24 protein-coding genes and 1 tRNA gene are annotated in these 25136 nt (G+C 39.0%); 18 read left to right on the top strand and 7 right to left on the bottom strand.

Going from position 1 to position 25136, the window contains the following annotated elements; translation table 11 throughout:
- Positions 1 to 56: 56 nt before the first annotated feature.
- Positions 57 to 131: transfer RNA gene (locus HMPREF3263_RS05840), tRNA-Gln, on the top strand.
- A gap of 136 nt (positions 132 to 267) precedes the next feature.
- Here the strand turns inward: HMPREF3263_RS05840 and prfC are convergent.
- Positions 268 to 1851, bottom strand: coding sequence for a peptide chain release factor 3 (gene prfC, locus HMPREF3263_RS05835; protein WP_005698816.1), 1584 nt, complete (start codon positions 1849 to 1851; stop codon positions 268 to 270).
- A gap of 487 nt (positions 1852 to 2338) precedes the next feature.
- Between prfC and HMPREF3263_RS05830 the strand changes: the two genes are divergently transcribed.
- From HMPREF3263_RS05830 to argG, 9 genes are all read left to right on the top strand, one after another.
- The gene (locus HMPREF3263_RS05830; protein WP_005698794.1) at positions 2339 to 2719 is read left to right on the top strand and encodes a hypothetical protein; all 381 of its coding nucleotides are present in this window, start codon (positions 2339 to 2341) and stop codon (positions 2717 to 2719) included.
- 92 nt (positions 2720 to 2811) lie between these two features.
- Entirely contained in the window at positions 2812 to 3108 is a 297-nt protein-coding gene (locus HMPREF3263_RS05825; RefSeq protein WP_005695713.1) for a hypothetical protein, read from the top strand.
- An 80-nt stretch (positions 3109 to 3188) separates the two neighbouring features.
- Complete coding sequence (locus HMPREF3263_RS05820; RefSeq protein WP_005695714.1) at positions 3189 to 3563, top strand: hypothetical protein; 375 nt, start codon at positions 3189 to 3191, stop codon at positions 3561 to 3563.
- Positions 3564 to 3763: 200 nt separating this feature from the next.
- Positions 3764 to 5164 (top strand): DUF4384 domain-containing protein, encoded by a 1401-nt coding sequence (locus tag HMPREF3263_RS05815; protein ID WP_005698798.1) that lies wholly within the window; start codon positions 3764 to 3766, stop codon positions 5162 to 5164.
- Between the two features lie 22 nt (positions 5165 to 5186).
- Complete coding sequence (locus tag HMPREF3263_RS05810; RefSeq protein ID WP_005698787.1) at positions 5187 to 6227, top strand: tetratricopeptide repeat protein; 1041 nt, start codon at positions 5187 to 5189, stop codon at positions 6225 to 6227.
- A 32-nt stretch (positions 6228 to 6259) separates the two neighbouring features.
- The gene (locus HMPREF3263_RS05805; protein WP_005698777.1) at positions 6260 to 6793 is read left to right on the top strand and encodes a pentapeptide repeat-containing protein; all 534 of its coding nucleotides are present in this window, start codon (positions 6260 to 6262) and stop codon (positions 6791 to 6793) included.
- 145 nt (positions 6794 to 6938) lie between these two features.
- Positions 6939 to 7799, top strand: a complete 861-nt coding sequence (locus HMPREF3263_RS05800) for a phosphoribosylaminoimidazolesuccinocarboxamide synthase (protein ID WP_005698757.1) — start codon at positions 6939 to 6941, stop codon at positions 7797 to 7799.
- Between the two features lie 72 nt (positions 7800 to 7871).
- A complete protein-coding gene (locus tag HMPREF3263_RS05795) occupies positions 7872 to 8702 on the top strand; it encodes a Rossmann-fold NAD(P)-binding domain-containing protein (protein WP_005698771.1) in 831 nt (276 codons plus the stop codon).
- Positions 8703 to 8753: 51 nt separating this feature from the next.
- Positions 8754 to 10088 carry an argininosuccinate synthase gene (gene argG / locus HMPREF3263_RS05790; RefSeq protein ID WP_005698733.1) on the top strand — a complete coding sequence of 445 codons (1335 nt, stop codon included), beginning with the start codon at positions 8754 to 8756 and terminating at the stop codon, positions 10086 to 10088.
- 54 nt (positions 10089 to 10142) lie between these two features.
- Here the strand turns inward: argG and HMPREF3263_RS05785 are convergent, their stop codons facing one another.
- The 3 genes from HMPREF3263_RS05785 to cysT are packed head-to-tail and all read right to left on the bottom strand — an operon-like array spanning position 10143 to position 12883.
- A complete protein-coding gene (locus tag HMPREF3263_RS05785; RefSeq protein WP_070853088.1) occupies positions 10143 to 11219 on the bottom strand; it encodes a sulfate/molybdate ABC transporter ATP-binding protein in 1077 nt (358 codons plus the stop codon).
- 17 nt (positions 11220 to 11236) lie between these two features.
- Positions 11237 to 12052 carry a sulfate ABC transporter permease subunit CysW gene (gene cysW, locus HMPREF3263_RS05780; RefSeq protein ID WP_005695722.1) on the bottom strand — a complete coding sequence of 272 codons (816 nt, stop codon included), beginning with the start codon at positions 12050 to 12052 and terminating at the stop codon, positions 11237 to 11239.
- Between the two features lie 9 nt (positions 12053 to 12061).
- Entirely contained in the window at positions 12062 to 12883 is an 822-nt protein-coding gene (gene cysT / locus HMPREF3263_RS05775; RefSeq protein ID WP_070853087.1) for a sulfate ABC transporter permease subunit CysT, read from the bottom strand.
- Between the two features lie 257 nt (positions 12884 to 13140).
- On the opposite strand from cysT, the gene HMPREF3263_RS05770 reads away from it, so the two are divergent.
- The 7 genes from HMPREF3263_RS05770 to cysI all read left to right on the top strand — a co-directional run bounded on the left by HMPREF3263_RS05770 (position 13141) and on the right by cysI (position 22427).
- The gene (locus HMPREF3263_RS05770; RefSeq protein WP_070853086.1) at positions 13141 to 14148 is read left to right on the top strand and encodes a sulfate ABC transporter substrate-binding protein; all 1008 of its coding nucleotides are present in this window, start codon (positions 13141 to 13143) and stop codon (positions 14146 to 14148) included.
- Positions 14149 to 14159: 11 nt separating this feature from the next.
- Positions 14160 to 15590 carry a siroheme synthase CysG gene (cysG, locus tag HMPREF3263_RS05765; RefSeq protein WP_070853085.1) on the top strand — a complete coding sequence of 477 codons (1431 nt, stop codon included), beginning with the start codon at positions 14160 to 14162 and terminating at the stop codon, positions 15588 to 15590.
- Positions 15591 to 15662: 72 nt separating this feature from the next.
- A complete protein-coding gene (locus tag HMPREF3263_RS05760) occupies positions 15663 to 16334 on the top strand; it encodes a phosphoadenylyl-sulfate reductase (RefSeq protein WP_256337416.1) in 672 nt (223 codons plus the stop codon).
- A gap of 20 nt (positions 16335 to 16354) precedes the next feature.
- The gene (gene cysD, locus HMPREF3263_RS05755) at positions 16355 to 17278 is read left to right on the top strand and encodes a sulfate adenylyltransferase subunit CysD (RefSeq protein ID WP_049362808.1); all 924 of its coding nucleotides are present in this window, start codon (positions 16355 to 16357) and stop codon (positions 17276 to 17278) included.
- Positions 17279 to 17505: 227 nt separating this feature from the next.
- Positions 17506 to 18789, top strand: coding sequence for a sulfate adenylyltransferase subunit 1 (locus HMPREF3263_RS05750; protein ID WP_070853083.1), 1284 nt, complete (start codon positions 17506 to 17508; stop codon positions 18787 to 18789).
- A gap of 60 nt (positions 18790 to 18849) precedes the next feature.
- Entirely contained in the window at positions 18850 to 20643 is a 1794-nt protein-coding gene (locus HMPREF3263_RS05745) for an assimilatory sulfite reductase (NADPH) flavoprotein subunit (RefSeq protein WP_070853082.1), read from the top strand.
- Between the two features lie 17 nt (positions 20644 to 20660).
- A complete protein-coding gene (gene cysI, locus HMPREF3263_RS05740) occupies positions 20661 to 22427 on the top strand; it encodes an assimilatory sulfite reductase (NADPH) hemoprotein subunit (RefSeq protein WP_049371275.1) in 1767 nt (588 codons plus the stop codon).
- A 93-nt stretch (positions 22428 to 22520) separates the two neighbouring features.
- Here the strand turns inward: cysI and fur are convergent, their stop codons facing one another.
- From fur to HMPREF3263_RS05725, 3 genes are all read right to left on the bottom strand, one after another.
- Entirely contained in the window at positions 22521 to 22955 is a 435-nt protein-coding gene (gene fur, locus HMPREF3263_RS05735) for a ferric iron uptake transcriptional regulator (protein ID WP_005695732.1), read from the bottom strand.
- A 33-nt stretch (positions 22956 to 22988) separates the two neighbouring features.
- Positions 22989 to 23513 carry a flavodoxin FldA gene (fldA, locus tag HMPREF3263_RS05730; protein WP_005695733.1) on the bottom strand — a complete coding sequence of 175 codons (525 nt, stop codon included), beginning with the start codon at positions 23511 to 23513 and terminating at the stop codon, positions 22989 to 22991.
- Positions 23514 to 23637: 124 nt separating this feature from the next.
- Positions 23638 to 24423 carry an alpha/beta fold hydrolase gene (locus HMPREF3263_RS05725; RefSeq protein ID WP_049371274.1) on the bottom strand — a complete coding sequence of 262 codons (786 nt, stop codon included), beginning with the start codon at positions 24421 to 24423 and terminating at the stop codon, positions 23638 to 23640.
- Between the two features lie 70 nt (positions 24424 to 24493).
- Here HMPREF3263_RS05725 and seqA point away from each other — a divergent pair, with 70 nt between their 5' ends.
- Positions 24494 to 25135: a replication initiation negative regulator SeqA gene (gene seqA, locus HMPREF3263_RS05720; RefSeq protein ID WP_049371273.1), complete on the top strand. Its 642-nt coding sequence runs from the start codon at positions 24494 to 24496 to the stop codon at positions 25133 to 25135.
- Position 25136 lies beyond the last annotated feature (1 nt).

The raw sequence follows: 25136 nt of genomic DNA, 5'->3' as shown, positions 1-25136 counted from the left end.
CCCCAGCCATACTATCTAAATAAAATCTTCTTTATTTCCAATCAAAGAATTTCTGTTGGGGTATCGCCAAGCGGTAAGGCACCGGGTTTTGATCTCGGCATCCCTAGGTTCGAATCCTAGTACCCCAGCCATCTTATTTTCTTTTTCTCTATTTCTTTTATATAAAAATGCGATTAAATTTAACCGCACCTTAGTATTTCATTTTTTTATCTATAAAAAAGTGCGGTACAAATTCACTATAAATTTTGACCGCACTTTATATTACAATTAATGTTCCCTTGTTTTAAAGAAGGTCACATCAGGATAACGTTCTTGTGCAAGATTCAGGTTTACCATAGTCGGAGCGATATAAGTAAGATTATCACCACCATCTAATGCTAGATTTTGCTCATTCTTACGTTTGAACTCTTCAAATTTTTTGTTATCTGCACATTCAACCCAACGAGCCGTTGCAACGTTGACAGTTTCGTAAATGGCTTCTACGTTATATTCTGATTTCAAACGAGAAACAACCACATCAAACTGTAACACACCGACCGCGCCAACAATTAAATCATTATTACTTAATGGGCGGAATACCTGCACAGCACCTTCTTCAGAAAGTTGTACTAAACCTTTCAACAATTGTTTTTGTTTGAGAGGATCTTTCAAACGAATACGACGGAATAATTCAGGTGCAAAGTTTGGAATACCGGTAAATTTAAGCTCTTCACCTTGTGTAAAGGTATCGCCAATTTGAATTGTACCGTGATTGTGCAGACCGATAATATCACCAGCATAAGCTTCATCAGCATGGGTACGATCCCCAGCCATAAAGGTGAGTGCATCGGAAATAACCACATCTTTACCAATACGTACGTGTTTGAGTTTCATCCCTTTTTCATATTTGCCAGAAACTACGCGTAGGAAAGCCACGCGGTCGCGGTGTTTGGGATCCATATTGGCTTGGATTTTAAACACGAAACCAGTAAATTGTTCTTCTTCTGCTGAGACTTTACGAGTATCCGCTTGGCGAGCTTGCGGTGCAGGAGCCCATTCGGTTAAACCATCTAAGAAATGATCGACACCGAAGTTACCTAATGCAGTACCGAAAAAGACTGGCGTCAATTCACCACTTAAGAATAAATCCAAATCAAATTCATTACTTGCACCTTTTACTAGCTCTAATTCATCACGCAGTTGTTGGGCTAAGTCATCGCCTACGGCAGCGTCTAATTCAGGGCTATTTAAGCCTTTAACGATTCGTACTTCTTGAATGGTCGAGCCTTGTCCACTCTGATAAAGATAGGTTTCATCTTTATATAAATGATAAACCCCTTTAAACAATTTACCGCAACCAATCGGCCAAGTAATCGGTGCACAATGGATTTTCAATACGTTTTCCACTTCATCTAATAATTCCATTGGATCACGAATATCACGGTCAAGTTTATTCATGAAAGTGATAATTGGTGTATCGCGCAAACGGGTGACTTCCATTAATTTAATGGTACGTTCCTCAACCCCTTTTGCTGAGTCGATCACCATTAAGCAGCTATCTACAGCCGTTAAAGTGCGGTAAGTATCTTCTGAGAAGTCCTCATGCCCTGGCGTATCTAATAAATTCACTAGGCACTCATTGTAAGGGAATTGCATCACGGAAGTCGTAATGGAAATACCACGTTGTTTTTCCATTTCCATCCAGTCAGATTTTGCATGCTGTGCTGAGCCTTTACCTTTGACAGATCCCGCCTTTTGAATGGCATTGCCGTATAACAATACCTTTTCGGTGATGGTGGTTTTACCCGCGTCAGGGTGGGAAATAATCGCAAATGTGCGACGTTTATTCACTTCTTCTAATGGATAACTCATTTGTCTTGTTTCTTCTGTTTTAAATAATGGTGTATTGTCGCTGATTTTCAGATTGAGCTCAAATTAAATTGGGAAAATATTGATTTTATGCTCAATTAGCTTAACAAATAATGTTGAAGTTTGTTTATTTTTTAACCTCTGCAAGCGTTTGCGTTGGTTATCTTATAAACATTATTGTTTTTTAATTCTATCGTTTTTGTTTTATTGATTGGCGAAATCTTTTAAATTTTATGTGAAATTATTAGATAATAAGGACGCTTATTTGTGAGTTTTTTGTTTAACTAAATGTTTTATTTGTATTAAAAATACATTATTTACTTTTCGTAAAAAATATGCGGCATATATTGCTTATTATAGTTCAAAAATAACTGGTCTAATGACTGAGTTTATTTTGCCGTGATAGATTACCCTCTGACTGGAATATACCGATTTCAGTTTTCAATCCTTGATTGAATAATATTTTCTCATGAGGAATCTTGAGGTAAAAATGAAAAAACAAACTTTTTGTTTTAAACAATTATTGCTTATTGCATTTGGAGTTTGCTCTGTATCAACGTTCGTTTATGGGAGCACTCAAAATGTAACTGTTAGTGGAGCTGTAAATAACTCTTCTTCTGGCAGCGGTAAAGCAATGATTAATGTTGGTTCTACCGTAGGTAAGAGTGTTGGCAATAATACCCAAAATGTTGTTGTGAATGGCTCTTTAGTAAATAGAGCATCTGGCAGCGGTAAAGCCAGCATTAATATTGGATCATCAGTAAATGATGGTGGAAGTCATAATCAGTCAGTTAGTGTTGGTTCAATTGTCAATTCTTCTTCAGGTGGTAAATCTGAAGTGAATATCGGTTCTGTTGTTAAAGATTATTAATCTTTAGCTCAGAATTAATGATTGTATTAAGTAATCATTAATTTCAATAAGCATAGTAATGCTCAATTTCTTTTAAAAAAAGAGGAAAAACAATGAAAAATCTAGTTAAGATTAGTGCAGCAGCAATCTTTGCAGCAAGTTTAGCTTTATCTACTAATGCTGCAATTAAAATTGGTGGTAACAACACACAAACTACCAATATTCAAGGTGCAGTAGCTAATACAGCTGTGGGTGGTAGTAAAGCGATTCAAAATATTTCATCTAACCATGGTAAAGTAACTATCGGTGGTAATAACACACAAACCACTAATATTCAAGGTGCGGTAGCTAATACTGCGGTTGGTGGAAGTAAGGCTATACAAAACCTAAGTTCTAATAGCAGCGAATAGTCATAAATAAAATTAATTGGTTATTGGTTATCCAATAACCAATTTTTTATATGTTTTAAAATTCTGTTGGGGACGAAGTCATGAAAGTTTTTTACATGTTGATACTATTTGGGGCTTCATGTTTTTTATCTCTGAATACTTTTGCTGGAAATGGTGAACTTGTACCAAGAAAAGGTTTAGGACCTTTGGATAAAGCAAAAGTTCATGAAGTTCAGGCTCAAAAGTGGTCAAGAATTGGAATGGGAATAGAGATGGAAGATGAGGCTGAGAATAGTGTATCTCAGTATAACAACACTTCTAGTGGCAGTTCATTTGGAGGACGTTCTAAAAATTGTTCTACAAATGTTGGAAATGTTACTGCTCAAAAAGGTGCTAGTTCTGGTCGATATGGTCCTAAAAATAAAAATAATAATGTCGTCGTTGTTAAAGGCGATGTAATCAATGTCTGTAAATAATTAATAATAACTTAAGGTATCTTATGAAATTTTCTCGAACTATTATTTCTTATGTTTTGATTTCTAATCTAGTTGGGTGTTCTTTGTCTGCTACAAATCTAAAGGAGGATAGACCATATATTGGTTCGACAACAACTCATAATCTCCCGGCAGTAGAACCAGTTAGATCGATATCAAGTTTCAGTGATAGTTTAAATTGTATGGATGATTTGCTACGTCAAAGTAATATTGGTGAAACAGTTATTGCGGTAAAAACTATTAAAGATCCATCAACTAAAGCTGGTGTAGCAGCAAGTGAAATGATTATGACTGCGTTGTCACAAATGTCGAAAACTAGTGGTGCTTTTAAAGTCGCTGATTTTGAAATCGATCCTTTAAAACAAGATACAGTACAAACGTTAACAAATCTTTTATTACCAACTGGAAGTATGCAAATTCCAGCTCCTCAACTTTATATTTCAGGGGCCGTATCTTATGTGGATCAGAATGTATTACGTAAGTCCAATAGCTTAGGACTTTCTTATGCAGAAGATGGTGAGCTTGGTATTTCAGGTGATTTGATGACAACCGCATTGGGGTTGGAGTTGCACATGGGTGACTTTTTAACTCGTACGCTTTATCCAGGTATTGATTCATCTAATGAAATTGTTGCTGCTGGTAAGGGTTTTGGACTCGATGCTGGTGCAAAAATTAAGAAAACAGGTGTTCAGTTTTCTTTAGAACGAGCGCTTTCTCAAGGGCTGGGAGGTTCAATGCGAACCTTAGTTGATTTAGGTACGATAGAGTTAGTGGGTAAATTAACTAAAGTGCCTTATTGGCAATGTTTATCGCTTGACCAAGCTCATCCGGAATTCCAACGTGAATTGTTAGATTGGTACGGTGGAATGGGAGATAGTAGCAAAGTGAAATTCTTCCAAACTGGCTTGAAAAACTTAGGTTATTACAGCGGTAAAGTAGATGGCAAGAGTTCAAAAGAATTCCGTGATGCATTATCGGCATTCCAAAAAGATAATAAAGCGACACCTTCTGGTTTTATTAATTTCGAAAGCTATGAACGCTTAATGAAAAATTATGTAAAAACAGATGCAAATGGTAACTTTAAGAAAGTAGGAGTAGAAGCATCAGATGATAAAGAAGAGCAACCTCGAGGAGGATATCCAGTACTAAATTCTGATAAAGATGCACCAATTAATGTAGGCATTAACTTAAATAAATCATCCTATCGTCGAGGCGATGCATTAGAGTTAGATGTTAATGTGGATAGAGATTCAACTTATTTAGCGTGTTTCTACCAAGACGCATCGAAAAGCATTACTCAGGTTTATCCAAATCCTATCCAAGGAGAGGGTATAACCTCTAAAAATAATCCACTGAAAATTCCAGGCTCTGATGCATTTACTTTAAGTTTAAATGAAAAAGGTAAAGAAAGTGTGATGTGTATGGCTTCATATTATAGTGTATCTGATAAGCTTCAGAGCAACTTTGGGGATGCTTTGAATCCTCTTAAAGTGAAGGATATGAATGCGTTATCTGAGCAATTAAAAACAATCTTTGGTGATGATTTAAAAGGTATCCAAACAGTTAGTTATCAAGTGAAGTAAACAAATAATCATTGGGGACGATATGTCAAAAAAATATTCAGCATCTAAATTATTTGTTTATGCCTTGCTAGCGGGGATTCCGGTTTCTTATGCACAAATCGTGATTAATAAGCCGATTGAGCCTAGGAATTCAACCGTTCAGCAAGAGCAAAATACGGGGTTTTCCATGGAATTTGCTTATGAAAGCTACCGTAATAAGGATTATCAAAATGCTTATGATGAATTTGATCATTTTGTTTTACAGAATAATCCAAAAGCGTTAATGGCGAATGCCTATTTGTTGTTTAGTGGAAATTTACCAAGAGATTTTGCTAGAGCTAATAAATATTTAGCGCAAGTATCTTCCCTAAAATATGCTCGAGCAATATATTTGCAGGGGCTATTGGAAAAATACCAAAAAGGCCTAAGTCAATTTAATGCAAAGTCCGAAAGATTGGTTAATGATGCTGCAGTTATGGGAGATTACGTTGCCGCGAATGCTTTGGCTAACTACCATTTCCAAAAAGGGAATTATGCATTAGCTCAACGTTGGAATGAAAAAGCGATTAGCTTAGGAAGTCCTGCTGCAAGACTAAATCAACGCGTTATATCAAATCGCCAAAATGAGCAAGCAGTTCAAATGGTACCTAAAACTGTTTCTTCACCACCAAATGTAGGTGTAATTGGTGAGCTAAGAGAGCGTTCTCAAGCGGGTGATTCAAGTGCAAGCTATGATTTAGCGGTTCGTTTCCATAAAGGTGTTGGCGTTGCAGTAAATTTTGGTGAAGCAATTCGTTTATATCAATTAGCTGCAGAACAAGGTAGTACTGAAGCTCAAAAAGTCTTGCCAATTTTGTTATCAAGAAGAACAACTGGCGGCAATATTAATAGTATGTGGATGCAACGAATGTCAAATATGCTTCCAAGTCCAGTTGTAGTACAACAGGATACTAACCGTATGCATACAGGCAAAACTGAAAATAATATTGCGGGTTTTGATACAGAAAAAGCCACGAAAGCTATAACAACATTGCAGGAAGATGATCCATTAGAAGGATTATTAAGTTTGGAACCAAGTCGTTAATTTATTTAAAGTAAACATAAAGGAAGGTAAACATGAAGCACGTTTATTCAAAATTAGCTATCGCATTATTTAGTTTTGCAGCATTATCTAGCTATGCTCAAGCTGATAATCATCAATCAGTTACAGTAAAGGGTAAAATTATTAATAGTGCAACGGATGGCGGAGAATCAGTACAAACTATCTCGGGTAAAAAAAGTACTGTTGTAAATGGTACAGTTATTACTCACAACGGCGAAACGACATATATCCCTAGTGGTGATTCATCTTCAGATAAAGTTAATGCTGCTTTAGGTGGACAAGATTTCTCTGGTCAAGATTTGGCAGGACAGTCATTTACCAATTCAGATCTTGCCAATGCAAACTTTAGCAATGCGAATTTGCAAGGCGCTGACTTCACAAATACAAATTTAAGTGGGGCTAACTTTCATAAAGCTAACTTAAAAGGCGCTAATTTAACCAATTCTAACTTAGCAGGCGCAGATCTTACTGGCGCCAATTTAAAAGGTGCAATCAAAACGAATATCAATACCCGTGGAGCAAAAACCAAAGGGGCAATTTGGCGATAAGGCGACAAGTGATATACAAAAAACAGGCTTTTTATAGCCTGTTTTTTTATTCGCTTTTATTTTTTAAAAAAAAAGCAAACGTTTGCGCTAAAAGTGCGGTACAATATCCACCGAGTTTTTATTCTTATAATTAAAGGTGCAAGTAATGACACAACTTAGTCTAAAAAAAATCTATTCGGGAAAAGTGCGTGATCTTTATGAGATCGATGATAAACGAATGTTAATGGTTGCCAGTGACCGTTTGTCTGCATTTGATGTGATTTTAGATGATCCTATCCCACGCAAAGGTGAAATCCTGACTCAAATTTCCAATTTCTGGTTTAATAAGTTAGCCCATATTATGCCAAATCATTTTACTGGCGATTCAGTTTATGATGTGTTACCAAAAGAAGAAGCTGATTTAGTGAAAGCTCGAGCAGTGGTTTGCAAACGTTTGAATCCAATTAAAATTGAGTCTATCGTGCGTGGTTATTTAACAGGTAGTGGGCTAAAAGATTATAAGCAAACTGGCACTATTTGTGGTTTGAAATTGCCAGAAGGATTAGTTGAGGCAAGTAAATTACCAGAGCCGATTTTCACACCATCAAGTAAAGAAGAAGTGGGCAACCACGATATCAATATCAGCTATGAACAATGTGAAAAAGCAATTGGCGTAGAGTTAGCAGCACAAGTGAGAGAAAAAGCGATTGCGCTTTATACTGAGGCAGCAAAATATGCGCTGACTAAAGGTATTATTATTTGTGATACTAAATTTGAATTTGGTTTAGATGAAAATGGCACGCTCACTTTAATGGATGAGGTATTAACACCGGATTCTAGCCGTTTTTGGTCAGTTGATACTTATAAAGAAGGCACAAATCCACCGTCATTTGATAAGCAATTTGTACGAGATTGGTTAGAACAAAGTGGCTGGAATAAACAACCGCCAGCACCAAAAGTACCAACAGAAGTGATTGAAAAAACAGTGGCTAAATATCAAGAAGCTTTGGATTTATTAACAAAATAACATTAACAAACTCCCTGCTATGCTTTAGAATAGCAGGGATTTTTATGGATAAAATATTGTGAATAAAAGAGTATGAAATCTGTTGCGATAGTTGGTTTAGGTTGGTTAGGCTTACCGCTGGCGCTGCATTTAAAAGAGCTTGGTTGGTGTGTAAAGGGCTCAAAACAATCCCCTGAGGATGCTCAAAAATTGCATCAGCTAGGCATTGAAACTTATCCTTTTTCGCTTTCTGAGGAAATGATGAGTTTACCAGACCATATTCGCCCTCTTTTTAATGTAGATGCTCTCATTATCACCCTACCACCTAGCAGTTTTTCTTCTCAACAGTATTGTGAATATCTTGCTTTTTTAATTAATCAAGCCAAGAAGCAAGGTGTACAGCACTTGATTTTTACCAGTTCAACGTCTGTTTTTTCTAATATTTCGGGGCAATTTGATGAAGGTGCCCAACTTTCAGCTGAAACAGAAATTGGCAAAACACTGATACAAGCCGAGCAGTGTTTATTCCAATCAGAAATATCTTATTGTGATGTTCTTCGACTTGCAGGATTAATTGGTAAACAACGCCATCCGGTTAAATTTTTAGCAGGAAAATGCAATTTAAAACAAGGTAATTCGCCTGTTAATTTGGTGCATCTTGAAGATTGCATTCAAGCTATTACTGCCTTACTCATGAATCCAAATGGATTGCGAACTTACCATCTTTGCGCCCCAATTCATCCTACTCGAACAGAATATTACACAAAAGCAGCGGTATTTTATGATTTATCCATACCACAATTTGAATGTAGTGATTCGGATCCAAAACGAATCATTATGGCAGATAAAATTTGTCGAGATTTAGGCTTTACTTATCGTTATCCAAGTCCCGATGATATGTTAGAAAAGCGCAGTGATTTTTGACCGCACTTTTTAAATACTCATTCACCATAACCAAAATGAAGGAAATAAAATATGTCAAATACGATTCTGCAACATTTACCTAAAGGTCAAAAAGTTGGTATTGCTTTTTCAGGCGGGCTAGATACTAGTGCGGCATTACTTTGGATGCGTCAAAAAGGTGCAGTACCTTATGCTTATACGGCAAACTTAGGTCAACCAGATGAAGATGATTACAATGCAATTCCTAAAAAAGCGATGGAATATGGTGCAGAAAATGCGCGTTTAGTGGATTGTCGTGCGCAGTTAGCTCATGAAGGAATTGCGGCTATTCAATGTGGCGCATTCCATATTTCTACTGGTGGAGCAACCTATTTCAACACCACACCACTTGGTCGCGCGGTAACAGGTACGATGCTTGTTGCGGCAATGAAAGAAGATGATGTGAATATCTGGGGTGATGGCTCAACTTTCAAAGGTAATGATATTGAGCGTTTTTACCGTTATGGCTTATTAACCAACCCAAATTTAAAAATTTACAAACCATGGCTAGATCAACAATTTATCGATGAGTTGGGCGGTCGCTTTGAAATGTCACAATTCTTAATCGCAAATGGTTTTGACTACAAAATGTCGGTAGAAAAAGCGTATTCAACTGACTCTAATATGTTAGGTGCGACACACGAAGCGAAAGACTTAGAAGAATTAAGCACTGGTATTAAAATTGTGAAACCAATTATGGGCGTGGCATTTTGGGATGAAAATGTTCAAGTAAAACCAGAAGTGGTGACTGTTCGTTTTGAAGAAGGTGTGCCGGTTGCATTAAACGGTAAAACATTTGATAATGTGGTGGATCTTTTCTTAGAAGCAAATCGTATTGGTGGTCGTCATGGTTTAGGCATGTCAGACCAAATTGAAAACCGTATTATCGAAGCTAAATCACGTGGTATTTATGAAGCACCGGGAATGGCATTATTCCATATCGCTTATGAACGTTTAGTAACGGGTATTCATAATGAAGATACTATTGAACAATATCGTATCAACGGTTTACGTTTAGGTCGTTTGTTATACCAAGGTCGTTGGTTTGATCCACAAGCGTTAATGTTACGTGAAACAGCACAACGTTGGGTCGCTCGTGCGGTGACTGGTGAAGTGACATTAGAACTTCGTCGTGGTAATGACTACTCAATCTTAAATACTGAATCACCAAACTTAACTTATGCGGCTGAACGTTTAAGTATGGAAAAAGTGGAAAATGCACCATTTGATCCAATCGATCGTATTGGTCAATTAACTATGCGTAATTTAGACGTAGCAGATACACGTGGCAAATTAAGTATCTACTCTCAAGTTGGTTTATTAACTGCGGGTAAAGATTCAGTGTTACCGCAATTAGGTAAAAAATAATTTTCTCCTTTAAATATAAAAAGTGCGGTTGATTTTGACCGCACTTTTACTTTTCTAGATATTCATTTCTTGAAATAGATTTAATTTATCCGGAACGAGATAAACTTGATCACCTATTTTATATTGCGCATTGAGATAGTTTTCTTTGGTAAGAATGACTTCAATAGGTTGTTCAGTTTGCGAACTTTCTACTTCAATTCTCACGATAAAACCAATAGCATTAATATGACGAATCGTACCACTCGCTAAGGCATTATGAGATTCACGCGAAAGCGTCAGTTCGTAAGGGCGAATATAAGCCGTTGCAGATTGGTTATTGACTGCATGAGTCGCATTGCTATGTGTTTGTAAATTATGAGCAAATTCACCAATGACTAAATTGCCTTGATCAATGTGTCCATGGAACACATTAACATCCCCCACAAATTGCGTGACGAAAGGGGTTTGCGGTGCATGATAGATTTGGCTAGGCTCATCAATTTGCTCCACTTGACCTTTATTCATCACCACAATACGATCAGACATATCTAATGCTTCATCTTGATCATGGGTAACGAAAATACTGGTCACATTGAGTTCATGTTGCAATTCCCGTAGCCAACGACGTAATTCTTTACGAACTTGAGCATCCAATGCACCAAAGGGTTCATCAAGTAATAAGACTTTCGGTTGAACAGCAAGGGAGCGAGCTAAGGCTATACGTTGTTTTTGTCCTCCAGAAAGTTGATTAGGGTAGCGATCGGCTAGCCATTCAAGTTTTACTAGCTTTAAAAGTGCGGTGACTTTTTCGCGAGTTTCTTCTGCAGAGGGACGTTCTCTACGAGGTTTCACCGTTAAGCCAAAAGCGACATTGTCAAAGACGGTCATATTTTGAAACAGTGCATAATGCTGAAACACAAAGCCGACACCGCGTTCAGCAGCTGAAAGTTGAGTCACCTCTTTTTCACCAAACCAAATGTGTCCATTATCAGCAAATTCTAATCCGGCAATGATCCTTAATAGCGTTGTTTTTCCACAACCACTAGGTCCAAGCAAGGCGGTTAGCTGATTTTCCGGAAAGCTGAGATTGATATCTTTCAACGCATGAAACTGTCCAAAGTGTTTGTTTAGTTGCTGGATTTTGATTGTCATGTATTGTGTTCCTGTTGTTATTCTTGGATTTTTTTCTTTTCCACATATCTCACTACGTTTTGCAATCCCAGTGTTCCCACTGCGATTAATGCTAATAAACTGGCGCAAGCAAATGCGGCAACAAATTGATATTCGTTGTAACTGATTTCTACATAAAGTGGGATGGTATTAGTCAAACCGCGAATATGCCCAGATACAACACTCACGGCACCGAATTCACCCATTGCACGAGCGTTACTTAAAATCACACCATAAATTAATGCCCATTTTATTTTTGGTAGCGTTACGTGCCAGAAAAGTTGCCAAGTGGATGCACCTAAGATTAACGCAGCTTGTTCCTCACTTGTGCCTTGTGCTGACATGGTTGGAATTAATGATTTTGCAATAAGTGGAAAGGTGACGAATAAAGTCACGATAACAATGCTTGGCGTAGCAAACATAAAACGAATATGGTGTTCAGCAAGCCATGCGCCCCAAAGTCCATCTAACCCAAACAGCAGTAAGAACATTAATCCTACAACCACTGGTGAAATGGAAAAGGGGAGGTCGAGTAGTGCGGTTAATAAGCTTTTCCCTTTAAAGTCAAAATAAGCAATAGCCCAAGCCATAACCACACCGATAAAAATGTTAATAGGTAATACAATTAAAGAGACTTTAATCGTAAGCCAAATAGCCGCTAAGGCTTCAGGTTCTTTTAATGCAGCGAAAAATAGACCAATTCCTTGTTCAAGGGCTGAATAGAATACGGTAAATAATGGGAGCAATAATATGATCGTAAAAAAACTGAGTGCGGTCAGAATTAAGATCCATTTTTGCCACGATTGGGTTTTCATAAATACCTCTTATCGAATTGGACTAATGCATTTGGCAACAGACCACTGCGCTAAGTTAATGAATAAAATCAACAGAAATGAAATGGCAAGCATTAATAATGCAACCACAGATGCACCTTGCACGTCATATAAATCAAGTTTTGACATAATAATCAATGGTGCAATTTCGGATACAAGTGGCACATTACCTGCAATAAAAATTACCGAGCCGTATTCACCAAGCGATCGCGCAAATCCCATACCTGCGCCACCTATTAATGCAGGCAATACCACCGGGATGATGACTTTTCGCAACGTTGTTAATCTAGATGCACCTAAAATTTGAGCTGCTTCTTCATAGCTAGGATCGAGATTTGCTAATACGGGTTGAATCGCTCGAACGGTAAAAGGCAAGCTGACAAAAATCAACGCAATCGCAATACCACTTGGAGTATAAGCGAGTTGAATCCCTAAATGGCTTAGCCATTGCCCAATCAGTCCAGTCGGAGCATAAAGCGAGGCAAGTGCGATACCAGCAACGGCAGTGGGTAAAGCAAAAGGTAAATCCACTAACGCGTTGACGAGATTCTTACCTGGAAAGTCATAACGCACTAAAACCCATGCCAATAAAAAGCCAAAAACGATATTAATTAACGTCGCGATTACCGCCATTTCAAAGGATAGCGTTAAGGATGAGATCACTCGTTCACTCGTGATGATTTGAACGATATCAGCCCATTTTAACTGCCAGGCAGTGAGCACAAGTAATGTTAATGGCAATAATACCATTGAGCCGAGCCAGGCTAATGTAATCAATATACTTCGTTTAAATCCTGGTAATACGGTTTTCATTATCCCACCTTCACAACAGATAAATACCTAAGCTTTGTAAGCGTTTTGAAATGTTCAAAAAAATAACCGCTCTTTTCCATAATGGCAAAGAACGGAAATTTATTTAATATTCCAAAGTGAAATAAGAAAACGTTTGGTTTTTCATTTTATATTTCATTTTGTTCTATAAAATGCTTTTTCGTTATTTTTTGTACTTAACATTTTGCGATATAAATTTAGCCACACGAAATTGAGGGTAATAACGGAGGAGAGTAAAAATGAAAAAAATCGCTTTATTTTCAGTGCTTTCTTTCGGTTTGGCAGCTTGTTTATGGCATACCAGTACGGAACAAAAAACGGTGCTATTGAATGTGTCCTATGACGTGATTCGTGATTTCTATAAGGAATATAACATCACCTTTCAACGTGAATTTCCCTCAGATGTGATGATTTCACAATCGCATGGTGGCGCCAGTAAACAAGTGTTAGGCGTGTTAAATGGCTTGCCTGCAGATGTGGTGACGTTGACACAAAGTAATGATATCGACGCTTTAGTTAAAAAAGGCTTAGTGGATGCAGATTGGCAGCAAGTATTACCGAATGGTGCCGTTCCTTTTGGTTCGGTGATGGTGCTTTTGGTGAGAAAAGGAAATCCAAAACACATTCAAGACTGGTCGGATTTGGTACGTGATGATGTCAAAGTGGTGTTTGCTAATCCTAAAACCTCTGCGAACGGGCGCTTTGCTTATTTATCGGCTTTAGCTTATGCCGAACAGCATAGTGATAAACCACAAGATTTTATGTTACGCCTGCTAAGAAATGTGCCGGTTTTAGAGGCGGGTGCGCGCAGTGCCAGTATTTCTTTTACGCAGCGTAATATCGGTGATGTTTTAATTGCCCCGGAAAATGAAGCAGCGTTAGCCGCTAAAACACTGGGTGAAAATAGCGTTGAAGTGGTGTACCCAAGTATAACGGCCTATACCCCAATTTATGTGGCGGAAGTGAATAAAAATACGCAGGCAGATGGTTTGCATCAACTTTCCCATGATTATTTGAGCTATTTATGGTCACCCCAAGCACAGGAACTGGCTGCCCAAAATTATTTCCGTCCGACAGATAAAAAAATTATTGCTAAAACGACCGCACTTTTTCCCGAAGTGAATCAATTTGATGTGAACCAACGTTTTGGTTCGTGGGAGGCGATTAATACCAAACATTTTGTCGATAACGGCTTATTTGATCGTCTATATATCAGTGCACAACGTGCTGATAAAGTGAATAAATAGGAGTGATACCCATGAATTATTTTCCACTTTTTGCTGATTTAACTGGTCGCCCAGTACTTGTTGTCGGCGGTGGTTCAGTGGCTGCTCGTAAAGTTGGGTTGTTGCTCAAAGCAAATGCTCAAGTCCGTATTGTTGCTCGCCAATTAAATGAGGAATTAAGCGAGCTTGAACGTCAAAATAAAGTGCTATGGATTGCCAAAGAATTTAATGTCGAACAAATGAGAACGGTGATGTTAGTGATCGCGGCAACAAATGATGAGGTATTAAATCACCGTATTTTCCATTTAGCCGAAAGCCAACATAAATTAGTCAATGTGGTGGATGATCAACCTCATTGTAGTTTTATCTTCCCTTCTATTATTGATCGTAACCCGATCCAAATTGCGATTTCGAGTGGTGGCAAGGCGCCGGTATTAGCCCGTTTATTACGTGAGAAACTGGAAGCATTATTGCCACAACATTTGGGCAAAATCGCTGAGATTTCTGGTAAGTGGCGTGATCAAGTAAAAGCAAAATTGGCATCGGTCACCGAACGTCGCCGTTTTTGGGAAAAAATGTTTAGCGGACGTTTTGCAAGTCTCGTTAAGAATCAACAAGAGGCACAAGCTGAAGAGGAATTGGCTGAGCAACTAGAAAATAACTATCAAGGTGGTTTTGTCTCTTTAGTTGGTGCAGGTCCTGGCGATGCTGGGTTATTAACTCTTAACGGTTTACAGGAAATTCAACAAGCTGATGTGGTGCTTTACGATGCATTGGTTTCTGGTGAGATTCTTTCTTTGATTCGTCGTGATGCAGAACGTATTTTTGTGGGGAAACGTGCCAATGGTCGTTCTGTCGCACAAGAAGAAACCAACCAATTGTTATTAACCCTTGCCCAACAAGGCAAGCGAGTAGTGCGTTTAAAAGGCGGCGATCCTTTCGTTTTTGGACGCGGTGGCGAAGAATTAGAAGTATTAGCTCAACATCAAATTCCATTTTCGGTTGTACCCGGTATTACAGCAGGTATTGGTGCAACAGCCTATGCTGGTATTCCATTAACTCACCGTGATTATGCACAAAGTACCATTTTTGTGACAGGTCATCGTAAAGCCGATGCGTCTGATATTGAATGGCAAACCTTAGCAAGAAGTCATCAAACCTTAGTTATTTATATGGGGACGTTAAAAGTTCAAGTCATTGCTGAACGTTTACAACAATATGGTCGAGCTGCGAATACGCCTGTTGCGATTATCAGCCAAGGTACTCAACTTACTCAAAAAACAGCGATTGGCACACTTGCAAATTTAGCTGAATTAGCTGAAAAAGCAGAGACACCAGCCTTAATTGTGGTGGGAGAAGTGGTGAAATTACACGAACAATTAGCATGGTTTGGCGAAGAAAAACAACGTCAAAAACAACCGCACTTTACCTTAGAAAATTTAACCATCGGTCAAGTGGCGTAAGGAGTGGATGATGAGTTTATTTAAACCGACTTTTGGCAAATTCCACTTGTTAGCTTTGATGTACAAGAGAGTTTGGCAGAAAAAACAGCCACATTGAAGCAACGTTTACATCAAATAGCTGATAACCATCATGATGCACGCTTTGCCAGCAGTTTAGCTGTAGAAGATATGGTCATTACCGATGTCATTGCGCGTGAAAACTTAGATATTGGTATTTTTACTTTAGATACCGGTTTACTTCATCAAGATACGTTAAATTTATTAGACAACCTTGAGAAAGTCTATCCACATCTTCAAATAGAACGCTTTCAGCCGATTGCTGATGAAGTGATTCGCTACGAGGAAGAAAAAGGGAAATTTGCTTTTTATGAAAGCGTGGAATTACGTCGCGAGTGTTGCCATATCCGTAAAATCGAACCGTTAAATCGCGCGATTCAAGGTGCAGATGCATGGCTGACCGGACAGCGTCGAGAACAATCGGCCACACGTACTGCGCTCCCTTTTGCTGAGCAAGATCAGTCTCGTGGTATTGATAAATACAATCCTATTTTTGATTGGTCAGAAACAGATGTGTGGGCTTATATCTTAGCGAACAATGTGCCTTATAACGAGCTTTACCATCAAGGTTTTCCAAGCATTGGCTGTGAACCTTGTACCCGCCAAGTTAAACAGGGCGAAGATATTCGCGCTGGCCGCTGGTGGTGGGAGAGTAAAGATAGTAAGGAATGTGGATTACATAAGTAGAAAAATATAGGAAGCAAAACATGACAAAAACTGAACTCAACAACCAACATCTAGACTGGCTCGAGGCAGAGTCGATTCATATTATTCGTGAAGTCGTTGCGGAATGTGAAAACCCGGCGTTGCTTTTTTCCGGTGGAAAGGATTCGGTGGTATTGCTGGCATTAGCCCGTAAAGCATTCCAGTTAGGTGATCGTCCGGTACATTTGCCGTTTCCATTGGTGCATATTGATACCGGCCATAACTATCCAGAAGTGATCCAATTTCGAGATGAACAAGTGGCAAAACTTAACGCGCGCTTAGTCGTTGGGCATGTGGAAGATTCCATTGCCAAAGGCACGGTGGTATTACGCAAAGAAACGGATTCGCGTAATGCGGCACAGGCGGTCACTTTATTAGAAACCATTGCAGAGAATGGATTTGATGCCTTGATGGGCGGTGCTCGTCGTGATGAGGAAAAAGCTCGTGCTAAAGAACGAATTTTCTCGTTCCGTGATGAGTTCGGCCAATGGGATCCTAAGGCACAACGTCCGGAATTATGGTCTCTGTACAATGCTAAATTACATAAAGGTGAAAATATGCGAGTGTTTCCGATTTCCAACTGGACGGAATTAGACATTTGGCAATATATCGCTCGTGAGAATTTGGAATTGCCTCCGATTTATTACAGCCATAAACGCGAAGTTGTACGTCGTAAAGGTTTGTTAGTACCAGTGACGCCATTAACCCCTAAATTGCCAAATGAAGTCAGCGAAGTATTAGATGTTCGTTTCCGTACTGTGGGCGATATTAGCTGTACTTGTCCAGTGGCTAGCACCGCATCAACACCATTAGAAATTATTGAAGAAACCGCTATTGCCGACATTTCTGAACGCAGCGCGACTCGTCTAGATGACCAAGCCAGCGAAGCCGCCATGGAGAAAAGAAAAAAAGAAGGGTATTTTTAGTATTTCTACTTTCTTGCTTGTGCAAGAAAGTAGCAAAGAACACACCCCCAATTAAATCGCTCCTCTTCACTTTGTTTCAATTTTCTTAACGAAAAATTTGTAAACTCGCTACGCTCGAACAGTACAAATTTTTCTAAAAATTGAAAGTCGTTCAGGCGATTTATATGGGGCATTATTCAAAGATGATGAAATACAAAAGAATAATTAACAGAATATAAGGAAGAAATATGACACAACATTCAACTCCACTTCGTTTTATTACTGCCGGTAGTGTAGATGATGGGAAAAGTACCTTAATCGGCCGCTTACTTTACGATAGTAAAGCTTTATTAACCGACCAAATTAAAACCCTCAACGCAGGAAAAGAGAAAGGTAATAAAGAAGCCATTGATTTTTCTATTTTGACAGATGGTTTGGAAGCAGAACGTGAACAGGGCATTACCATTGATGTGGCGTATCGCTATTTCTCTACGGCAAAACGTAAATTCATCATTGCCGATACCCCAGGACATGAGCAATACACCCGTAATATGGTGACAGGTGCGAGCACTGCATCAGCTGCAATCGTCTTAATTGATGCTTCTCAGCTGAATTTTGATGAGGAACCGTTACAACTCTTACCACAAACCAAACGTCATTCAGCAATTTTACGTCAATTAAATTGCCCGCACATTTTAGTGGCGGTAAATAAAATGGATTTATTGGATTACAGCGAAGAAAAATTCAATGCCATTGTGGAGGCGTATCGTCAATTGGCGGCACAACTTGGTTTAAAAGATGTACATTTTGTGCCGGTATCTGCATTGCTTGGCGATAACTTGGTATATGTAAGTGAAAGTACCCCTTGGTATCAAGGTGAACCTTTACTTACCATTTTAGAAAATTTACCAAGTGTGGATGAGGTGAGTCATTCCAATGCTGATTTTTATTTCCCCGTGCAATTAGTCGTACGTCAGGATGCGGATAAAGCTGATGATTTCCGCGGTTATCAAGGTCGAATTGAGCGCGGTTCCGTGCAACAGGGGCAGACTATTCGAATTGAACCGAATGGATTAACCGCTAAAGTGACTGAGATTATTACGCCAAAAGGTGAGGTGACACAGGCGGTGGCCGGGGAAGTGATTACCTTACGTTTAGATCGCGATATTGATATTTCCCGTGGTGATTTATTTGTGGATGAAAGTTCACCACTTACACCAAAAAAACAACTTGAAGTCACAATTTGTTGGTTTGATGAACGCCCATTAAATACCGCCCGTAAATATTTACTTAAACATGGTACGCAAACCGTATTTGCCAAAATCAGTGAAATTGAAAGTGTGTTAAACGTTCATACACTAGAACAAGAAAGTGGTGCTACAGCCTTAAAGATGAATGATATTGCTAGAGTGCGTTTAAGTTTACAGAAACCGATTGTTGCCACAACTTACGAAGAAAATATTGCTGGTGGCGCTTTTATTTTAGTTGATGAAGCAACTTATAACACAGTAGCAGCTGGTATGATTCTCTAAGTCGCGCTTTCTTTAATATGTGAATTTACTGATATTACTCATTTTTTTGTGGGGAAACTTATGCAACACAACAATCCATTACCAACAGAAATACTGAATCTCTTACCAACGCTAACTCCTCTTCAATTGGCATGGCTTTCCGGTTATGCATGGTCGCAAGCTTCCGGTGTAGAACAACAGGTCGCAGGGCAACATTTGGCAGCAAATTTGACCGCACTTTCGGCAGAACCTTTTTCAATTACTGTGCTTTCAGGCTCCCAAACCGGCAATGCTAAATCGGTGGCAGATAAAGTTGCCGCAGAGCTTACAGAAGCCGGTATTGCCGTGAAACGTGTCGCTTTAAAAGATTATAAAGCGAAAACCATTGCTGATGAAAAATACCTGCTCTTAGTGACTTCTACGCAAGGTGAAGGCGAGCCACCGGAAGAAGGTGTGGTATTGCATAAGTTATTAAACGGTAAAAAAGCACCAAAACTCACCGAATTGCAATTTGCTGTGTTGGGATTAGGGGATAGTTCTTATCCAAATTTCTGCCAAGCAGGCAAGGATTTTGATCAGCGTTTTGCCGAATTAGGCGCGACGCGTTTATTTAAGCGAGTGGATGCAGATTTAGATTACAGTGCAACCGTGGAACAATGGATCAGAGATATTGTGGCTATCGTAAAAGAAAAGGCTGCGCAGGCTTCACCGGCTGTGCAAAGTATTGGTACTGCTACAACCGCACCGGTAGCCAAGGAAAGCCAATACAATAAAGCCAATCCATTTTCTGCAACGTTAATCACTAACCAGAAAATTACTGGTCGTCAGTCTGATAAAGATGTTCGTCATTTAGAGTTTGATTTAGCCGGCTCAGATCTTCATTACCAAGCGGGGGATGCACTCGGCGTATGGTTTGACAATGATCCTAAGTTAGTCGATGAAATTTTATCGCTCGCACAGATTGATCCTACTACAGAAGTGACAATTGAGGGAAAAGCGCAAACTATTTCGACCGCACTTTTATCGCATTTAGAGCTTACTCAAAACACGCCGGCTTTTGTGAAAGGCTATGCAGCCTTGGCGCATAACGAACAGTTAAACGATTTGGTTGCGGATAATCAAGCATTGCAAGAATTGGTTCAACGCACACCGATTGTGGATGTGTTACATAAATTTCCTGCAAAATTAACCGCTGAACAACTGGTTTCATTATTGCGTCCTTTAACGCCTCGTTTGTATTCCATTTCATCTTCTCCAGCAGAGGTTGGGGAAGAAGTGCATCTAACCGTTGGCGTGGTACGTTTTGAATATGAAGGTCGAGCACGTAGTGGCGCAGCCTCAAGCTTTTTAGCGGATCGCGTAGAAGAAGATGGCGCTGTGCGCGTATTTGTAGAACATAACGATAATTTCCGTCTGCCAAATGACACGACTAAGCCAATTATCATGGTTGGTTCTGGTACCGGCGTGGCGCCATTCCGTGCCTTTATGCAGCAACGTGTAGCCGATGAGGCGAGTGGGAAAAACTGGCTGATTTTTGGTAATCCGCATTTTGCCAGCGATTTTCTTTATCAAACCGAATGGCAACAATTTGCCAAAGATGGCTTCTTGCATAAATACGATTTTGCTTGGTCACGTGATCAAGAGAAGAAAATCTATGTGCAAGATAAAATTCGTGAAAATTCGACTGCACTTTGGCAATGGTTACAAGAGGGCGCTTATTTTTATGTCTGTGGTGATGCATCAAAAATGGCAAAAGATGTGGAACAAGCATTACTCGACGTCATTGCTAAAGAAGGTAATTTAAGTTCGGATGAAGCAGAAGATTATTTAAATGAACTGCGTGAAGTAAAACGTTATCAACGCGATGTGTACTAGATTTGTGGGGTGAAAAAATGACAGAGCAAAACAAACAAAAAGGCTTGGAATGGCAAGAGAAACCGCTTTCTGACAATGAACGCTTAAAAACCGACAGTAACTTTTTACGCGGTACCATTTTAGATGATTTAGAAGATTCCTTAACCGGTGGTTTCCGTGGGGATAACTTTCAATTAATCCGTTTCCACGGTATGTATGAACAAGACGATCGTGATATTCGTGCCGAACGTGCAGAGGAAAAACTCGAACCGTTGAAATTTATGCTGTTACGTTGCCGTTTACCGGGGGGAATCATCAAACCATTCCAATGGATTGAATTGGATAAATTCGCCCGTGAACACAGTTATTATCGTTCGATTCGTTTGACCAATCGTCAAACTTTCCAATATCACGGTGTGCCGAAAAGCCAATTACAAACCATGCATCGTTTATTGCATAGTCTGGGATTAGACTCAATTGCTACGGCTTCAGATATGAACCGTAACGTGTTATGTACTTCCAATCCAATTGAATCGGCATTACACCAACAGGCGTATGAATATGCCAAGAAAATTTCAGAACATCTGTTACCACGTACACGAGGATATTTAGATGTATGGATTGATGGTAAGAAAGTCCAAAGTAGCGATGATTTTTTACAGGAAGAACCGATTCTCGGTAAAACTTATTTGCCACGTAAATTTAAAACAGCTGTGGTGATTCCACCACTCAATGATGTGGATTGTTACGGAAATGACTTAGATTTTGTAGCGATTGCTGACGAGAACGGCAATTTGGTTGGTTTTAATGTATTGGTGGGCGGTGGTTTATCCCTTGAACATGGCAATACCAAAACCTATCCGCATATTTCCCTTGAACTGGGTTATGTGCCGTTGGAATACACTTTAAAAGCAGCGGAAGCCGTGGTGACAACCCAACGGGATTTTGGTAACCGTAGTGATCGTAAAAATGCACGTAGTCGTTATACCATTCAAAACATGGGATTAGATAATTTCCGCGCCGAAGTCGAACGTCGTATGGGGATTCCATTTGAACCGATTCGTCCGTTTAAATTTACTGAACGCGGCGATCGTATTGGTTGGGTAAAAGGCATCGATAACAACTGGCATTTGACCCTGTTTATCGAAAGCGGCCGCTTGGTGGATAACGATGAGAAAAAATTACTGAGTGGGGTATTGGAAATTGCCAAAATTCATAAGGGCGATTTTCGTATCACCGCCAACCAAAATCTGATCGTGGCAAATGTAGCGGAAGAGGATAAAGCACAAATTGAACAAATTGCGCGTGATTACGGTTTAATTCGTGATGATGTGAGTAAATTACGTGAAAACTCAATGTCTTGCGTTTCTTTCCCAACCTGTCCATTAGCGATGGCAGAATCAGAGCGAATTCTTCCAAGCTTTATTGATGAACTGGATAAAGTGATGGCGAAATATCATGTGGCTGATGATTATATTGTTACGCGAATTACCGGTTGTCCAAATGGTTGTGGTCGCGCAATGTTGGCGGAAATCGGTTTAGTGGGCAAAGCAATTGGTCGTTACAATCTGCATATTGGTGGGGATCGTGAAGGTGTGCGTATTCCACGTCTTTATAAAGAAAATATCACGATTCCGGAAATTATCACTGAACTTGATACTCTGATTGGCCGCTGGGCAAATGAGCGTCATGCAAACGAAGGCTTTGGTGATTTTACCATTCGTGCGGGCATTATCAAACCAGTAGTAAATGCACCGGTTGATTTCTGGGATGACTCAAAAGTGATTATTAAATCAGCGGCTTAATGCGCAAAAGTGCGGTTAATTTTGACCGTACTTTTAGTTGAGAGAATAAAAAACCTTAGGTTTTAGCCTAAGGTTTTTGTTTTTTAGTAAGAATTATTTTTTCTCGTCACATTTGCTGATATCGCTACATTTGCCGTAGAGATATAAACTGTGTGCTTTTAATTTGATGCCATGTTGTTCACTGATTTCTTTTTGACGTTGTTCGATAATATTATCAGTAAACTCAAATACTTTACCGCAATCTTCACAGATAATGTGATCGTGGTGTTCTGTTGGAGCAAGTTCAAAAACAGACTTGTTACCTTCAAAATTATGACGAATTAAGATATGCGCTTCATCAAATTGGTTAAGTACTCGATATACGGTTGCAAGGCCAATATCACTGCCTTGTTCTAACAAGATTTTATACACTTCTTCAGCTGAGAAATGTTCATGTTTGTGCTCTTGCATCAATGCAAGGATAGTGAGTCGAGGTTCAGTAATTTTTAACCCTGCTTTTTTGAGTAATTTGATGTTTTCTTCAGACATAATATTCCCTTAAATTTGTTAAATTAGAGATGGTTAAGCTAACTCTGCTAAACACATTTCATCATAGATCTGTTTTGTCCATTTCTCGACACGTTCTGCAGTGAGTTCGGGTTGACGATCTTCATCAATACATAAACCGATAAAGTTTCCATCATCTAATAGTGCCTTTGATGATTCAAAGGTATAACCATCTGTTGGCCAGTTTCCGACAATAATTGCACCGTGTGGTTCAACGATATCACGAACTGTACCGATCGCATCGCAGAAATAATCAGCGTAGTCTTCCTGATCACCACAGCCAAAAATACCCACTAATTTGTCAGTAAAATCAATTTCTTCTAGGGTTGGGAAGAAATCATCCCAATCTGCTTGTGCTTCACCGTAGTACCAAGTCGGAATACCGAAAAGTAAAAAATCATAACCTTCGATATCTTCTTTCGTGCTTTTTGCTATGTCACGAATATCAACTAATTCATTGCCTAATTGTTTTTGAATCATTTTTGCAATATTTTCTGTATTACCCGTGTCACTACCATAAAATAAACCGACAACTGCCATCGTTCTTTCCTTTTGAAATATAATTAGTTAATAAATAAAGATGAGAGACTAAAACCCTACAATTTGTGCGAACTATATCATAAATGAATTCTCATTTGAATAGAATAATTCTCATTTAAAACGATTAATTCTTATTTAGAAACCTATCAATCGCACGTATCACAAAATCAGGTTTTTCTGCGTGAACCCAGTGTCCACAACCATTAATGGTAAAGGATGTCGCATTCGGGAATTGTTTAAGAATAGTTTCTGTATATTCAGGTTTAATATAAGATGAAAGCCCGCCTTTGATGAAGAGAGTAGGCGTATTAGCAAAGATCTCTTGCCAATCCATTAGCTCTGCATAATGTTCAAAAAGTGCGGTCAAATTGAAACGAAAATATTCACTTGAAGTAGGTTCAAAAGATTTCAACATAAATTGCACCACACTTGGATCGGCAATTTCAGTTTCTAAAATAGGCTTAGCTTGTTGACGAGTTTGTGGCTGCGCTTTTTTAACGGCAAATAAACCACGAAACACATCATCGTGTCCTGCACTACTATTAGCCACTGGAGCAATATCAATAACAATCAATTTTTCCACACGCTGCGGTTGAAGTGCGGTCATTTTCATTGCTGTTTTTCCGCCCATTGAATGACCAATTAAAATCACTTTATCTAATTGAAGGTGATCGATAAGTTGCCACACATCATCAGCCATGACATCGTAATTCATTGTTTCTGAATGAAAACTATGTCCATGATTGCGTAAATCTACGCGCAAAATATTATAGTTATCGCTAAATGCACGGGCGATTACACCAAGATTATTCATATCTCCAAACAAGCCATGAATGAAAACTAAGGTAGGTGAATTAATTGATTGTTTTGTTTGGTGAAATTGATGGTTTAATAATTGGGAAGATGACATATATTTTGCGTGAGAATTTGGTTAGAAATCGTTATAATAGACGAAAATTTTAGCAAACGGAGAGAAAAAAATGAAGATAATTGAAGTCGATGAAGAATTATATCAATACATTGCGGCACAAACTCAATCTATTGGAGAAAGTGCGTCTGATATTCTTCGCCGTTTGTTGAATTTACCTATTCACGCAACAAGCTCGGTTGATACCTTTGAATCAGTCGCGTCAGCTGAAACGCCAAAAAGTGCGGTGCATTCTGAGCCTGTTTTAACGGATAAAACAACCGAAGCATCTCAACCAAAAGTTGAACCTGCAGAGCCGCCAAAAGCAGTGAAAAAACAATCGGATGAAGCAATCAATCACATTGTTGATAAAGTGCGTGCACTCTTGAATTCAGCTGAATTTAAAGAAGAGCCAAAAGCAGTGGTGCGTTTTTTAAGTATATTACGGACGCTTTATCGTACCAATCCAGAAAGTTTCGCACAGGCAACAGAAAGCCTACAAGGTCGTACTCGTGTTTATTTTGCTCGTGACGAAGGGACTTTGCTTGTGGCGGGTAATCACACGAAACCGAAACAAATTCCTGACACGCCATATTGGGTGATTACCAATACCAATAGTGGTCGTAAGATGCTGATGCTAGAAGGGGCGATGCAATCTATGCATTTGCCGGAATATTTAATTGACGAAGTTCGCCCTTATTTCGTTAGCAACTAAT

Source organism: Haemophilus sp. HMSC61B11 (assembly GCF_001838615.1).
Classification (GTDB): domain Bacteria; phylum Pseudomonadota; class Gammaproteobacteria; order Enterobacterales; family Pasteurellaceae; genus Haemophilus_D; species Haemophilus_D parainfluenzae_AD.
The sequence above is the reverse complement of the archived record's forward strand: the minus strand, read 5'-3'. Positions and strand labels throughout refer to the sequence as shown.

Coding starts and splice junctions, on each gene's coding strand:
- cysT (WP_070853087.1), bottom strand. CDS start 12,883: ATGAAAACCGTATTACCAGGATTTAAACGAAGTATATTGATTACATTA.
- cysI (WP_049371275.1), top strand. CDS start 20,661: ATGACAGAGCAAAACAAACAAAAAGGCTTGGAATGGCAAGAGAAACCG.
- argG (WP_005698733.1), top strand. CDS start 8,754: ATGTCAAATACGATTCTGCAACATTTACCTAAAGGTCAAAAAGTTGGT.
- HMPREF3263_RS05815 (WP_005698798.1), top strand. CDS start 3,764: ATGGATGATTTGCTACGTCAAAGTAATATTGGTGAAACAGTTATTGCG.
- HMPREF3263_RS05745 (WP_070853082.1), top strand. CDS start 18,850: ATGCAACACAACAATCCATTACCAACAGAAATACTGAATCTCTTACCA.
- HMPREF3263_RS05795 (WP_005698771.1), top strand. CDS start 7,872: ATGAAATCTGTTGCGATAGTTGGTTTAGGTTGGTTAGGCTTACCGCTG.
- HMPREF3263_RS05830 (WP_005698794.1), top strand. CDS start 2,339: ATGAAAAAACAAACTTTTTGTTTTAAACAATTATTGCTTATTGCATTT.
- cysW (WP_005695722.1), bottom strand. CDS start 12,052: ATGAAAACCCAATCGTGGCAAAAATGGATCTTAATTCTGACCGCACTC.
- HMPREF3263_RS05805 (WP_005698777.1), top strand. CDS start 6,260: ATGAAGCACGTTTATTCAAAATTAGCTATCGCATTATTTAGTTTTGCA.
- HMPREF3263_RS05785 (WP_070853088.1), bottom strand. CDS start 11,219: ATGACAATCAAAATCCAGCAACTAAACAAACACTTTGGACAGTTTCAT.
- cysG (WP_070853085.1), top strand. CDS start 14,160: ATGAATTATTTTCCACTTTTTGCTGATTTAACTGGTCGCCCAGTACTT.
- HMPREF3263_RS05770 (WP_070853086.1), top strand. CDS start 13,141: ATGAAAAAAATCGCTTTATTTTCAGTGCTTTCTTTCGGTTTGGCAGCT.
- HMPREF3263_RS05820 (WP_005695714.1), top strand. CDS start 3,189: ATGAAAGTTTTTTACATGTTGATACTATTTGGGGCTTCATGTTTTTTA.
- HMPREF3263_RS05800 (WP_005698757.1), top strand. CDS start 6,939: ATGACACAACTTAGTCTAAAAAAAATCTATTCGGGAAAAGTGCGTGAT.
- fldA (WP_005695733.1), bottom strand. CDS start 23,513: ATGGCAGTTGTCGGTTTATTTTATGGTAGTGACACGGGTAATACAGAA.
- HMPREF3263_RS05825 (WP_005695713.1), top strand. CDS start 2,812: ATGAAAAATCTAGTTAAGATTAGTGCAGCAGCAATCTTTGCAGCAAGT.
- fur (WP_005695732.1), bottom strand. CDS start 22,955: ATGTCTGAAGAAAACATCAAATTACTCAAAAAAGCAGGGTTAAAAATT.
- seqA (WP_049371273.1), top strand. CDS start 24,494: ATGAAGATAATTGAAGTCGATGAAGAATTATATCAATACATTGCGGCA.
- HMPREF3263_RS05810 (WP_005698787.1), top strand. CDS start 5,187: ATGTCAAAAAAATATTCAGCATCTAAATTATTTGTTTATGCCTTGCTA.
- HMPREF3263_RS05725 (WP_049371274.1), bottom strand. CDS start 24,423: ATGTCATCTTCCCAATTATTAAACCATCAATTTCACCAAACAAAACAA.
- prfC (WP_005698816.1), bottom strand. CDS start 1,851: ATGAGTTATCCATTAGAAGAAGTGAATAAACGTCGCACATTTGCGATT.
- cysD (WP_049362808.1), top strand. CDS start 16,355: ATGACAAAAACTGAACTCAACAACCAACATCTAGACTGGCTCGAGGCA.
- HMPREF3263_RS05750 (WP_070853083.1), top strand. CDS start 17,506: ATGACACAACATTCAACTCCACTTCGTTTTATTACTGCCGGTAGTGTA.